Source organism: Reichenbachiella agariperforans (assembly GCF_900142205.1).
In the GTDB taxonomy this organism is placed as follows: domain Bacteria; phylum Bacteroidota; class Bacteroidia; order Cytophagales; family Cyclobacteriaceae; genus Reichenbachiella; species Reichenbachiella agariperforans.
Window position 1 is genome coordinate 1,490,092 of record NZ_FRAA01000001.1, and the last position, 11,917, is coordinate 1,502,008.

The window sequence follows — 11,917 nt, forward strand, 5'->3', positions numbered from 1 at the left end:
GCGTAATTAGTATTGAGATAGGCTGTAGAATTTAGCAGCCGTGCCTCCCATAATATGCCCCTGTTCTGTATCTGAGAGTTGGGAGATATGGGACTGGAGTAAGTCGTATATGCCCGAATAGCTCCCTGCCAGCAGACATACAGGCCAATCCGAACCGTACATCAAACGCTCTGGCCCAAAATGCTCCAGACAAAAATCGATGTAAGGAGTAAAGTCCTCCCTTTTCCAATTTTTCCAATCAGCTTCAGTCACCAGACCTGATAGTTTGACTGTCACATGCTTTCTTTCAGCGATGGCCTTCATGTATTTGGCCCAGTGATCAAAAGATGCCTCTTTGATCTGAGGCTTGGCGATATGATCGACCACCAGCGGCATCTCTGGCAGTTGATCGATGAATTGCAGCGTCTCTTCCAGCTGTCCCTGATGCACCAACACATCGTAAGTCAAGCCAAAATCCGCCAGCTTCTTCACTCCCGCCATGAAGGCCAGATCCGTCATAAAATCATCCGGTTCAGCTTGCAAAATATGTCTTACGCCTTTGAAAACCACTTGTTCGGTATAACGCTCCAAGTCTGCAGACAATTGATCCGATCTCAAATCAACCCAACCCACTACACCTCGAATAAAGTCATGCTTATTGGCTAGAGACAAAAGGAAATCTGTCTCCGCCAATGATTGATCTGCTTGTACGGCTACACATCCATCTATCCCCTTGTCCTCCAGAAGAGGCTGCAAATCCTCGGGCAAAAAATCCCGCTGAATCACAGCCATTTCTTCGGTGATCCAGGCATCCCTCAGCGGATCAAACTGCCAAAAGTGCTGGTGTGCATCGAGTCTCATGCGTCTGGGTGTGCTACAGCTGTTTGCTTGGATGTACCCAGACCATCGATACCCAATTCCATCACATCTCCCGGTTTCAAATAGACTGGAGGATCAAATCCCAACCCTACGCCTGCAGGTGTACCCGTGGAGATCACATCCCCTGGTTCCAAAGTCATAAACTCTGACAAGTAGCTGATCACAGTCGGAATATCAAATACAAAATCTGACGTATATCCATCCTGAATCTTCTCGCCGTTGAGCTTGAGCCATAGGTTGAGGTTGTGTGGATCAGCGACCTCATCAGTACTCACAATATAGGGTCCGAGTGGCGCGAATGTATCGCAACTCTTGCCTTTCACCCATTGACCACCACGCTCGAGCTGGTAAGCTCTTTCGCTCACGTCATTGTGTAGGGCATAGCCGCCAACATAATCCATAGCCTCTTCTTTGCTCACATAACTAGCGGTCTTGCCGATCACCACAGCCAATTCGACTTCCCAATCGCTCTTTTCGCTTCCTTTTGGGATCACCACATTGTCATTAGGACCACATAGACTGGATGTTGCCTTGAAGAAAATCACAGGCTCTTTCGGTACTTCCATACCACTTTCTTCTGCATGTTTCCTGTAGTTCAATCCGATGCATATGATCTTGCCTGGGCGATAGATCGGTGCATCAAACTCAGGGGTCTCTATCACTTCCAGCTGACCTTTTTCGATCAACTCCTCTACCTTGCTAAAAGCATCCGATGACTCGAAAAAATCCCTGTCGATATCTTGGACGTGCCCTGCCAAACTATAGTGTGTATCACCAGCACTTACACCAGGCCATACTTTCCCATCTTTTCTATATCTAAATAATTTCATGATTCTTCGTATTTTTTGATTGTAAAAATTCTCTTATCTCATCAACAGTCGCTCGCTGTTTCTCAAAACATCTCTTTGCATGTGACTAGTCAAACTAAAAAGGCCGCTCGGATCAATTGCCATTGAGCGTCACAAAACCTCCATCTATCGGAAAATCTGACCCTGTAATAAAAGACGCCTCGTCTGAGCATAGATACAGTACCAAGTCACCGATTTCTTGTGGTTTACCCATTCGACCAATAGGCTGTGTTTGTGATAATTTTTCGAACATTTCCTCTTCCTTTCCTGGGTAATTTTTGGATATAAACCCATCCACAAATGGCGTATGGACCCGTGCAGGTGATATACTATTGCATCGAACCTGTTGTCCTAGGTAATCTTTGGCAATCGACAAGGTCATGGTATGCACAGCCCCTTTGCTCATCGAATAAGCAAAGCGATCATTGAGGCCTACATGTGCACCAATCGAAGACAGGTTGACGATAGCTCCCCCATCTCTCATCTTTGCAACACCCGTTTGCAAGCAGTGGTACACGCCTTTGACATTGACAGAGTAGACCCTATCCAAATCTTCCGCAGTTGTATTCTCTACATTGCCTACATGCGCGATACCCGCATTGTTGACCAGTATATCAAGGTTTTCTTCGCCTACCGCTCGATCAAATGCCTGCTGCACACTCTCCAACTTGGACACATCACATGCAATGGTTTTAGCGTCTCCACCAGCTGCATTGATCTCATCGACGACCAACTGACCTCCCTCTTCGTTGAGCTCGAGGATGGATACCTTCGCGCCATTTCCGGCCAACGATAGTGAAATCGCTCTACCGATACCGCTACCACCACCCGTGACAATGGCACGTTTCCCTGTTAAATCAAATTTTTTCATAGTGACACTCCTCTTTTCCAAAGTATAAAATCGTTTTGTTCTAAGTCCATCGCTTTGGTTTTCTCACCACTAGCAACGGCTATTATTTTTTCTAGAATCTCTTCTCCTACTTGTTCTATGTTTTTTTCACCACGAGTAATTGGCCCTGCATCCAAATCTATGATATCACTCATGCGCTCGCTAAGGCTCGTATTGCTAGATATCTTGATTACTGAAGCCAATGGGTTGCCTGTCGGTGTACCCAAACCGGTAGTGAAGAGGATAATACTCGCACCCGATCCTGCCAGTCCTGTGGTAGATTCCACATCGTTGCCTGGTGTACATAGTAGATTGAGTCCTGGACGGGTGACTGGCTCTGTATAATCCAACACATCGCTCACGGGTGCTCGTCCTCCTTTTTTCGCCGCACCGGCAGATTTGATCGCGTCAGTAATCAAACCATCTTTGATATTGCCAGGCGAAGGGTTCATGTCAAAACCTGAACCAGCCGCTCTGGCTTGTGCTTCGTAGGCCCGCTGAATATCCACGAACTTCTCTGCCACACGATCCGCTGTACATCGATCAATGATGTCTTGCTCTACGCCGTTCAACTCTGGAAATTCACTCAATACCGTAGAAGCCCCCAGCGCCACTAACAAGTCTGATGCATAGCCTACCGCAGGATTGGCAGAAATACCCGAAAACCCATCCGAACCGCCACATTCCAGTCCTACGACCAGTTTGCTCAGTGGCGCTGGCTTGCGCTCGATCTGATTGGCTTCTTTGAGTTGCTCGATCGTATCAGCAATGGCCTTTTTGATCAACTTCTCTTCCGATTGGATGACCTGCTGCTCCAAATAGATCACTGGCTTGCTTGCCTGCGGATATAGCTCCTCTTGAATCTCTTGAAACCACTGCACCTGCGCATGTTGGCAACCCAGACTCAGGACTGTAGCTCCCGCGACATTCGGGTGCTGTAGATAACCTGCTAGCAAACGCAAGAGCGTCTCTGCGTCACCACGTGTACCTCCACACCCTCCGTCATGATAGAGAAATTTGATGCCGTCTACATTTTCAAACACTCGATTTCGCAATGGCATCTCTTGTTCCATCACCCCACCGATTAATTCATGAGCATACTGCAAATACTCGTTGGGCTTTTTGTAGCCCAACGAGGACTTCAAGGTCTCCTCAATGGCTTTAAGGTTGCGGTTTTCGCAGAAGACCAAAGGGATGAAAAGCCAGTAGTTGGCCGTCCCCACCTTCCCATCTGGTCGATGGTAGCCCTGAAATGTCCTCTCCTCCCATGCCGAGACATCGGGAGCTTGCCATTCGTATTTTTTTCTATTGTCGAGTGAGATGGGATCAGCAAAGTGCGTCACATTCTCTATCGTAATCATCGTACCGATGGGCAGGTCTTCGTTCGCGCTACCTACAGGCACCCCATACATGTATATCTTATCGCCCTTGCTCAAGCACTCGGTCAAAAATTTGTGCTTCTGTGGCACTGGCTGAGGCACATCAATAGCCACACCATCCGCCTCTACCACTCCTGGTTTCAAATCCTGTAGTGCGACCAGCACATTGTCTCTGCCATCAATTCTCAGAAATCTCTCGTTCGTCATGCTCCATTTTTATTTCTACTACTACATAATTAGTAAAGCCAATTAACTGTGGCAATGAGAAAGACATTAAAGAGCTGCGCACACATGTGCACGGCTCTTTAATAGACCATAGTACGAAGATTAGAAGTGATAGTATAGCTTCATTATTAAGTCAAAAGGAAAATACTGTCCCCGATGGAGCACGTTTGCAACGCGTTCCTTATTCGATGATTTCAACCCCGATGGGGCAGATTTGGCACCAACGAGATTACTTTAACACTAAGTGTAGATTTCATCTACACTTCATTATCTATACCACCAATCAATTCCACTTCACAAACCCGCATTTGAAAAATGCTAAACTCTGCTCCTTACAAAATACAAAGGCGTAGAAAATTCTACGCCCAGTCGAGGTATTTTCTACCCATGTGTACAAGATAGTCACATCCTGTAAAACATCAACATTGGGCGGACGCCCTTCTACATTTTGGGTCGCAACGGACGCTAAGACTAGAGGGGGCGTCCGCTTAATTAGTCACATTGCAAAGGCTAAACCATGCCATCCTCGTTACAAACGAGGACGAGTTGGGTTCACACCCCATTCATCATCAATAAGGAACGGAAAAGTAGCCCTGCCAGGGATCGAACCTGGATCAATCGTTTAGGAAACGACTATTCTATCCGTTGAACTACAGGGCCAGAGAGGGACAAATCTAAAAATCCATTTCTAAATAAGCAGACTTTACCTCGTATTTTCAATGCAGGTCTAGTGAACCGCTAAGCGTGCGACTCGATCAGTGCCTTGAGCTGTCCCTTGTCCGCTGTGCCGGAGTGGCGCCAGAGGATTTTGCCTTTCTTGAACAAGATCAGCGTCGGGATGCTTTGAATCTTGTACACCTGCGAGGCTTTTTGATTCTTGTCCACATCTACCTTGATGACTTTCCCCTTGTCGCCGAGCTCTGTAGACAACTCGGCCAACACAGGGGCCATCATTTGGCAAGGCCCACACCAGTCTGCATAAAAATCCACCAACACCGGTTGGTCACTATTGATCATATCTGAAAATGTCGCCATGTATTTCTTTATTTTATTGTTCTACCAGATTAAAGCAACGACGTGCTACTCCATCACTAGACTGCAAACAAAAAAGCGCCAGCAAGAGTTTCTCTTACCGACGCTTTTCCGCTACATTTTAATTCTTTAAAACTCCACTTTGGGTGCTTTCTCTGTGCCTGCATCAGACTGGAAGTAGCCCTTCTCTTTGAAGCCAAAGATGCCTGCATAAATCCTACCTGGAAAGTCCGTGACCAATATATTGTAGGCATTGACCGCATCGTTGAATCGATTGCGCTCTACAGCTATTCTATTTTCTGTCCCTTCGAGCTGCGCCTGTAGTTCGGAGAAGTTCTTGTTGGCCTTCAAATCAGGGTAGCGCTCCACCGACACTAGCAGTCTCGACAGTGACGAGGACAACTCACTCTGTGCCGCCTGAAACTTCTGAATCGAAGCAGCATCCAAGTTGGATGGGTCGATCGTCGTACTTGTCGCTTTGGCTCTGGCATTGATGACCGCCTCTAGCGTGCTCTTCTCATGATCCGCATAGCCTTTGACCACACTCACCAAGTTGGGGATCAAGTCCGACCGTCGTTGATACTGCGACTCTACCTTGGCCCACTGGCTTTTGACCCCCTGCTCGCCACGGTTCATACTATTGAACGTTCCTTTGATACTGCTGTAAATCAAGAATATGCCTACAACAATGACTCCTATTATGATATACGACTTTTTACTCATGTTATTATTGGTTAAGCAACAAATCTAGCTAATTTAGCTGCAATGAAAATCAAGAATATTAAAACTCTTTTTGTCCTGACGGGTTTCATTTTTACCCACTTTTTTGTGCTCGCACAGGACAATGTAGCCATCCCCGAACTCACCCGACAGGTCATCGACCAAACTGCCACTCTTACTCCGGCGGAGATCGGTTACATAGAGGACAAACTCGGCCAGTTCAGGACATCCACAGGCAGTGAGATCGCTGTACTTATCGTCCCAACTACTAGTCCCGAGACCATCGAGCAGTATAGCATCCGTGTCGTAGAGGCATGGGCACTGGGTAGAGAAGGGATCGACGATGGCGTATTGTTGCTCGTCGCAAAAAATGACAGAAAAGTACGTATCGAAGTGGGCTATGGGCTCGAAGGAGCCATCCCCGACATCTATGCCAAACGTATCGTAGACAACATCATCGTACCCGAGTTTCGCAATGGCAAATTCACCACAGGCATAGACGAAGGGGTAGACGCCATCATCCAGCTCGCCGAAGGCGAAGACCTCCCAGCCGTCACCCAAGCCCAGCAGAGTGGCAAAAGAAACTCCAACTCCTTTGGAGGCGTACTGATCGCCGCATTCATCGTCAGTGTGATCAGTGGCATGATCAAAAACAAATTTGTCAAGACAGCCATCTCCATCGTACTTGCCCTCGTAGTGGGCTATATCTTTAGCAGTATCGTATTTGCAGTGATCGCATTTGTGATTTCCTTGATATTCGGAATCGGCAGCAGAGGCGGTGGAGGCAGCAGTGGTGGGGGCACCTACTACGGTGGTGGCGGATTCTATGGCAGCAGCGGCGGTTTCGGAGGGGGCGGTGGCTTCTCTGGTGGAGGCGGCAGCTTCGGAGGCGGTGGCGCATCCGGCGGCTGGTAGTATTATTCCCAATCATAGACATCCTATCATGAAAAAGAAATTTACATTCTCAGAAGACGACAAACAGATCGTCAAAGAAGCTATACAAAGTCTCGAAAATGAATCTTCGGGAGAGATCGTCATCTATTTTGCACGAAACAGCGACGAGTACAACGAAGCGGCTTGGAAACTCTCCGCCATCCTCGGCGTAGCAGGATTAGTGATCCTCGGGACCATGTCATGGCTATGGCTCCTGCCCGAAAACTTCACTATACTCTACACCAGCATCTATCTATTCGCTTTGATGGCGCTCGGATTTATTCTATTGACTTTCGTGCCTTCTCTACGTCTCGGCTTCATCCCAGATGGCGTCATCGCACACCGTGTATTGACCAAGGCTCGTGACATGTTCTTGCAAGAAGAGGTCTTCACGACCATAGACAGGACGGGCATACTCATCTATGTGAGCGAACTGGAGCATCAAGTCCAAGTCCTCGGAGACAAAGGCATCAACGCCAAAATCCAAGAAAACGACTGGAACGAAGTAGTCGGACTGGTAGTAGAAGGAATCAAAAGCAACCAAACAGCCAAAGGGTTGGCAAATGCCGTGCTCAAGTGCAAAGATTTGCTGCTAGCCAATGGTTTCATCGTACGAGAGGACGACACCAACGAACTCTCTGACGAGATCAGAATCGAAGATTAGTTGAGCGGCAAGATTTTTTAGACAGGCTTGATGGGAATCCAAATCTCTTCTTCCGAGTCTGGATCGTTGTTCTTATACTTCGCTCCCAAGACTTCAAAATGCGGCCTATCGTCCAATTCGTAGCGCGAATTGGGCAACCATCTCCCGAAAATGTACTCAAAAACACTGTGGTCTGCGCTGGACCCCTTGTAGTCGAATACCGCATACGCTCCTCCTGGCAAAACGAAAGACTCCATCCCTTCGGGGATCATCCCAAAATCAGAAACCTCAGTAGTCGCCCACTTCTCAAACTCACGCTGGGGATTAAAATTCAAGAAGTGGGTAGCATCGTATATCTGCATGGACACCACGTCCTTAGTCAAGCTGTTTTTGATTTCACTCCTCCTAGGCATGAATGAACCCCAAAGTTGCCCCGTACGGTTGTTGGCCATACTCATCTTGAGTCGCACGCCTACGAGCTTCTTTTCTTCCAATTGTTCTATTCTTGGCTGCATATCATTTTCACTCTTTTGGGATTAAAAACTTAAATATACCCACCCATCATCCTTCCACAAAAAAGTCCACAAGGCAAATAGCCTGTGGACTTTGATATGTTTAATTCACTACCGTCTACTATCAATGTGGCAAGTACTTCTTCACTGCTCCATAGAGGAATGCTCCAATCGTAGCGCTCAGAATTACCACCAAAAACACAGGAGCACCATGTCCCACGATGATAAACATCGGACCCGGGCACGCACCCGTCATCGCCCAACCTAATCCAAAGATCGTCCCTCCAAATAGCAACGCCTTGAACCCATTTTCCTTGGGTTTAAGACTCATGAACTGACCATTCATCCCTTTGAGCTGAAGCTTCTTGATCAATAAAATAGAGATAGCCCCCACGACTACTGCCGATCCAATCACGCCATACATATGAAAGGACTCGAACCGAAACATCTCATAGATGCGGTACCATGAGATCACTTCCGACTTACTCAGTACGATTCCAAAAAATATACCTGTCAATAAATATTTGATAAATTTCATCTTGTGTCGTGTTTTAGAGTGCCAATAAATGAGGTAAGACCAAATGCGTCATGATCAATCCACCTATAAAAAAACCAATGACAGCCACCAGTGATGGTAACTCAAGGTTACTGAGCCCCGTGATCGCATGCCCCGATGTACACCCACCTGCGTAGCGCGTCCCAAAACCTACGAATACACCACCCAACACCATCAACAGACCACCCTTGAGCGTGAACAATGACTCCCAAGAGAAGAGTTCCTTGGGCAAATAATCTGCCCCAGCATCGATAATCTGAAACTGCTTCAAGCTATCGACCGTAGACTGGGAGATCGCGACGGCAGTATCTGGTGTCAAATACTCATGTGCGATATAGCCTCCAATCAACGTCCCTAGTACGAATACCAAATTCCAAACTTTATCCTTCCAGTCCACTTTAAAATAATCCACGAATCTCCCTGCTCCTGCTATGGAACACATCGTCTCTAGATTGCTCGATATCCCAAATCGCTTCCCAAAATACATCAAGACCACCAACACCACGGCGATCAAAGGTCCAGCCACATACCAGGGCCAAGGCTGACTTATCCATTCTATCATTTTTTTCTCGTTTGCTTACTGTGAATACACCTTTCGGCTAAAATTAGTTTCCTCCCCAAGGTCGAATCAGTGAGATTCCTTCAATTCTTGTACTATACCATTGAGTGACATCCATCCGCCCCCATTGTAGGCAGTGATCCCTGCGGACTTGGCCTGAGAGGTAGCCCTCCCGCTTCGCATACCACTCGCACAGCAGAATACCACTGGCTTCCCTGCAGCTTTAAGCCCCTCCAACTGACTACCTATTCTATCCAAAGGATAATTGTGCGCTCCAGCGACATGTCCTCCCTGAAACTCTGCAGGAGACCGTACATCGACGATCACTGCACCATCTTTCAATGCTTCCACCATGACTTCCTTACTCTTTTTTCCGAACCCTAATAAATCCAATAATCCCATTCTGATTGATTTAAATATCTATACAACAAAACTAGCGCCTCGCAGCATCTCATGTTGTAACATATGTTACGCTAGGGCAGACCCAAACAAAAAAAAGCCTATCGCATTGCTGCAATAGGCTTTTTTTCGTTTCTTAAAGCAGAACTACTTCGCGTAACTGATTGATCTCATCTCACGGATCACAGTCACTTTAATCTGTCCTGGATACTGCATATCGTTCTCTATTTTAGAAGAAATACCAAAAGACAAATCCCCTGCCTGCTTATCTGACACATTCTCTGCATCGACCAACACGCGCAACTCACGCCCCGCCTGGATCGCATAGCACTTGTGCACCCCTTCAAACCCTAGTGCTAGCGCTTCTAAGTCTTTTAGACGCTTGATGTACGACTCCATCACTTCTCTGCGAGCGCCAGGTCTAGAGCCAGAAATCGCATCACAGGTCTGGACGATTGGCGAGATCAATGAGGTCATTTCTATCTCGTCATGGTGTGCGCCGATAGCATTACAGACTTCTTTGTTCTCCTTGTATTTTTGCGCCAACTCCATCCCTAAGATCGCATGTGGCTGCTCTGGTTCCTCTGGCCATACTTTTCCAATATCGTGTAGCAAACCTGCTCTCTTCGCCAGTTTCGCATTCAATCCTAGTTCTGAAGCTAAAGTCGCACAAAGCTTAGCTACCTCTCTAGAATGCTGTAATAAATTCTGTCCGTAAGATGATCTGAAACGCATACGTCCCACCATCTTGATTAGCTCAGGGTGAAGACCATGTATTCCTAGATCAATCACCGTACGCTCTCCGATCTCTACAATTTCTTCCTCTATATTTTTAGTGGTCTTCGCTACGATCTCTTCGATTCGCGCTGGATGGATACGTCCATCCGTCACCAATCTATGCAGCGACAGTCTCGCTACCTCTCTACGTACAGGGTCAAAACCTGAGATAATAATCGCCTCTGGTGTATCATCTACGATAATTTCCACACCTGTAGCGGCTTCTAGCGCACGAATATTCCGTCCCTCTCTACCGATAATTTTACCCTTAATGTCGTCACTCTCGATATTAAAGATAGAAACACAGTTTTCTATCGCATGCTCAGTAGCGGTACGTTGAATCGTTTGAATCACGATTTTCTTCGCTTCCTTCGTGGCGGTCAGTTTCGCCTCTTCTATGATATCCTTGATGTGGGATGATGCCTTGGTTCGTGCTTCATCCTTGAGCGTTTCTTTTAGTTGATCTATTGCTTCACTTGCGGACAGATGTGAGATTTTCTCCAAGGCTAGTGTTTGTTCTTCCTTGCGTTTGTCTATCTCTTCTTTTCGCCGTTTGACGATCTCCATTTGCGCCTCTAGATTTTCCTTTTGGCTTTCTAGTTCTGCTTCGGTTCGTTTGTTCTGCTCGATCTGCTTAGATAGGTTACTCTCTCTCTGCTTGACCTTGTTTTCGTTAGCAATGATTTGATTTTTCTTGCGATTACTCTCCTCTTCGAATTCGGATTTAAGTTTGAGAAAACGCTCCTTTGCTTCTATTTCCTTCTCTTTCTTTATATTCTCCGCATCAATTGTCGCTTCCTTCAGGATGATCTCTGCTTTACTTTTTGCTTCATTTATTTTTTTACCCTCAGCTCTTTTAGCTAAGATTTTGCTGATAGAGAAACCAATAATGATTCCTACCAGCGCTACAACAATATAAATTGTACTTTCCATGATGTATATATATAATTAATCATGGTATAGGTTTACGACAACACGACTTGAAAGTGAATATATTTAGAGTGCTTCAGAGATTAAATGGTTGAGTTTGCTTATTTGTTCCATGGCTGTTTCGTCAGTCTCCTGTCGGTTTTCTGAGGTCTGTAGCAACTGCACATAGCAATCTATCGCTACCATAGCCAATAAATCCTGCTTGTCATCTATCTGAAACTGATCCTGATAGAATCTCAGCCTTTCATTTATTTTTTTACCCGCAGCACGTATTCTAGCCTCTTCTTCGGCCGATACCTTCATCGGGTACTCTCTGTTTCCAATCTTTATTTTTATTGATAATTCTGTCATTGAGGCTATTTATTCGCTCAAGTGAGCAATACACTTATCAACTTCATTTATATATTCACTCAGCAAGTTGCTTAAAGCTTCAGTGTCATTCTCATCCACTACCATGCTATTCACAATTTTACTAATTTTATCTTGATTTTGAAAGCTCGCCATTTTTTCGTCTTTCTCTTCCAAGTGTAGTTTAAGTTTTTGGTTTTCAAGCTTGAGCATCTCTATCTCAGCATCCTTCTTTTTGAAGTCACTTAGCAATAAAACCAACTTCCTTTCCAGTTGATTCAGTTCAGATCTGAGACGACTTTCAGCCAT

General features: G+C 46.1%; 15 protein-coding genes and 1 tRNA gene. 2 read left to right on the plus strand and 14 right to left on the minus strand.

The features are described from left to right. Positions 1–6: 6 nt before the first annotated feature. From BUB99_RS05770 to BUB99_RS05800, 7 genes are all read right to left on the minus strand, one after another. Complete coding sequence (locus tag BUB99_RS05770; protein ID WP_073120277.1) at positions 7–840, minus strand: amidohydrolase family protein; 834 nt, start codon at positions 838–840, stop codon at positions 7–9. Next, entirely contained in the window at positions 837–1,688 is an 852-nt protein-coding gene (locus BUB99_RS05775; RefSeq protein ID WP_073120279.1) for a fumarylacetoacetate hydrolase family protein, read from the minus strand. The genes BUB99_RS05770 and BUB99_RS05775 overlap by 4 nt, the downstream gene beginning before the upstream one ends. A gap of 112 nt (positions 1,689–1,800) precedes the next feature. Beyond that, positions 1,801–2,577, minus strand: coding sequence for an SDR family NAD(P)-dependent oxidoreductase (locus BUB99_RS05780; RefSeq protein ID WP_073120294.1), 777 nt, complete (start codon positions 2,575–2,577; stop codon positions 1,801–1,803). Beyond that, a complete protein-coding gene (locus BUB99_RS05785) occupies positions 2,574–4,181 on the minus strand; it encodes a UxaA family hydrolase (protein ID WP_073120295.1) in 1,608 nt (535 codons plus the stop codon). The genes BUB99_RS05780 and BUB99_RS05785 overlap by 4 nt, the downstream gene beginning before the upstream one ends. A 606-nt stretch (positions 4,182–4,787) precedes the next feature. Beyond that, positions 4,788–4,859 (minus strand) — tRNA-Arg (locus tag BUB99_RS05790). A 78-nt stretch (positions 4,860–4,937) separates the two neighbouring features. Next, positions 4,938–5,234, minus strand: coding sequence for a thioredoxin (gene trxA / locus BUB99_RS05795; RefSeq protein WP_073120297.1), 297 nt, complete (start codon positions 5,232–5,234; stop codon positions 4,938–4,940). Positions 5,235–5,360: 126 nt separating this feature from the next. Beyond that, positions 5,361–5,954 (minus strand): LemA family protein, encoded by a 594-nt coding sequence (locus tag BUB99_RS05800; RefSeq protein ID WP_073120299.1) that lies wholly within the window; start codon positions 5,952–5,954, stop codon positions 5,361–5,363. 42 nt (positions 5,955–5,996) lie between these two features. On the opposite strand from BUB99_RS05800, the gene BUB99_RS05805 reads away from it, so the two are divergent. Next, positions 5,997–6,866 carry a TPM domain-containing protein gene (locus BUB99_RS05805; RefSeq protein ID WP_084190374.1) on the plus strand — a complete coding sequence of 290 codons (870 nt, stop codon included), beginning with the start codon at positions 5,997–5,999 and terminating at the stop codon, positions 6,864–6,866. A 28-nt stretch (positions 6,867–6,894) separates the two neighbouring features. Next, entirely contained in the window at positions 6,895–7,548 is a 654-nt protein-coding gene (locus tag BUB99_RS05810) for a TPM domain-containing protein (RefSeq protein WP_073120301.1), read from the plus strand. Positions 7,549–7,565: 17 nt separating this feature from the next. Here BUB99_RS05810 and BUB99_RS05815 read toward each other — a convergent pair whose 3' ends face one another. The 7 genes from BUB99_RS05815 to BUB99_RS05845 all read right to left on the minus strand — a co-directional run bounded on the left by BUB99_RS05815 (position 7,566) and on the right by BUB99_RS05845 (position 11,917). Continuing rightward, entirely contained in the window at positions 7,566–8,042 is a 477-nt protein-coding gene (locus tag BUB99_RS05815) for a GyrI-like domain-containing protein (RefSeq protein WP_073120303.1), read from the minus strand. Between the two features lie 121 nt (positions 8,043–8,163). Continuing rightward, positions 8,164–8,577 carry a DUF6691 family protein gene (locus BUB99_RS05820; RefSeq protein ID WP_073120305.1) on the minus strand — a complete coding sequence of 138 codons (414 nt, stop codon included), beginning with the start codon at positions 8,575–8,577 and terminating at the stop codon, positions 8,164–8,166. A gap of 13 nt (positions 8,578–8,590) precedes the next feature. Continuing rightward, positions 8,591–9,157: a YeeE/YedE family protein gene (locus BUB99_RS05825; RefSeq protein WP_073120306.1), complete on the minus strand. Its 567-nt coding sequence runs from the start codon at positions 9,155–9,157 to the stop codon at positions 8,591–8,593. A gap of 66 nt (positions 9,158–9,223) precedes the next feature. Continuing rightward, a complete protein-coding gene (locus BUB99_RS05830) occupies positions 9,224–9,556 on the minus strand; it encodes a rhodanese-like domain-containing protein (RefSeq protein WP_073120308.1) in 333 nt (110 codons plus the stop codon). A 144-nt stretch (positions 9,557–9,700) separates the two neighbouring features. Continuing rightward, positions 9,701–11,263, minus strand: coding sequence for a ribonuclease Y (gene rny / locus BUB99_RS05835; protein ID WP_073120310.1), 1,563 nt, complete (start codon positions 11,261–11,263; stop codon positions 9,701–9,703). A 63-nt stretch (positions 11,264–11,326) separates the two neighbouring features. Next, positions 11,327–11,611: a cell division protein ZapA gene (locus tag BUB99_RS05840; RefSeq protein WP_073120312.1), complete on the minus strand. Its 285-nt coding sequence runs from the start codon at positions 11,609–11,611 to the stop codon at positions 11,327–11,329. A 9-nt stretch (positions 11,612–11,620) separates the two neighbouring features. Further along, on the minus strand, positions 11,621–11,917 hold the full coding sequence (locus BUB99_RS05845; RefSeq protein WP_073120314.1) for a hypothetical protein: 297 nt from the start codon (positions 11,915–11,917) through the stop codon (positions 11,621–11,623).

Excerpts from the sequence above, each read along its gene's own strand:
- BUB99_RS05770 (WP_073120277.1), bottom strand. The coding sequence starts at position 840 with ATGAGACTCGATGCACACCAGCACTTTTGGCAGTTTGATCCGCTGAGG.
- BUB99_RS05775 (WP_073120279.1), bottom strand. The coding sequence starts at position 1,688 with ATGAAATTATTTAGATATAGAAAAGATGGGAAAGTATGGCCTGGTGTA.
- BUB99_RS05780 (WP_073120294.1), bottom strand. The coding sequence starts at position 2,577 with ATGAAAAAATTTGATTTAACAGGGAAACGTGCCATTGTCACGGGTGGT.
- BUB99_RS05785 (WP_073120295.1), bottom strand. The coding sequence starts at position 4,181 with ATGACGAACGAGAGATTTCTGAGAATTGATGGCAGAGACAATGTGCTG.
- trxA (WP_073120297.1), bottom strand. The coding sequence starts at position 5,234 with ATGGCGACATTTTCAGATATGATCAATAGTGACCAACCGGTGTTGGTG.
- BUB99_RS05800 (WP_073120299.1), bottom strand. The coding sequence starts at position 5,954 with ATGAGTAAAAAGTCGTATATCATAATAGGAGTCATTGTTGTAGGCATA.
- BUB99_RS05805 (WP_084190374.1), top strand. The coding sequence starts at position 5,997 with ATGAAAATCAAGAATATTAAAACTCTTTTTGTCCTGACGGGTTTCATT.
- BUB99_RS05810 (WP_073120301.1), top strand. The coding sequence starts at position 6,895 with ATGAAAAAGAAATTTACATTCTCAGAAGACGACAAACAGATCGTCAAA.
- BUB99_RS05815 (WP_073120303.1), bottom strand. The coding sequence starts at position 8,042 with ATGCAGCCAAGAATAGAACAATTGGAAGAAAAGAAGCTCGTAGGCGTG.
- BUB99_RS05820 (WP_073120305.1), bottom strand. The coding sequence starts at position 8,577 with ATGAAATTTATCAAATATTTATTGACAGGTATATTTTTTGGAATCGTA.
- BUB99_RS05825 (WP_073120306.1), bottom strand. The coding sequence starts at position 9,157 with ATGATAGAATGGATAAGTCAGCCTTGGCCCTGGTATGTGGCTGGACCT.
- BUB99_RS05830 (WP_073120308.1), bottom strand. The coding sequence starts at position 9,556 with ATGGGATTATTGGATTTATTAGGGTTCGGAAAAAAGAGTAAGGAAGTC.
- rny (WP_073120310.1), bottom strand. The coding sequence starts at position 11,263 with ATGGAAAGTACAATTTATATTGTTGTAGCGCTGGTAGGAATCATTATT.
- BUB99_RS05840 (WP_073120312.1), bottom strand. The coding sequence starts at position 11,611 with ATGACAGAATTATCAATAAAAATAAAGATTGGAAACAGAGAGTACCCG.
- BUB99_RS05845 (WP_073120314.1), bottom strand. The coding sequence starts at position 11,917 with ATGGCTGAAAGTCGTCTCAGATCTGAACTGAATCAACTGGAAAGGAAG.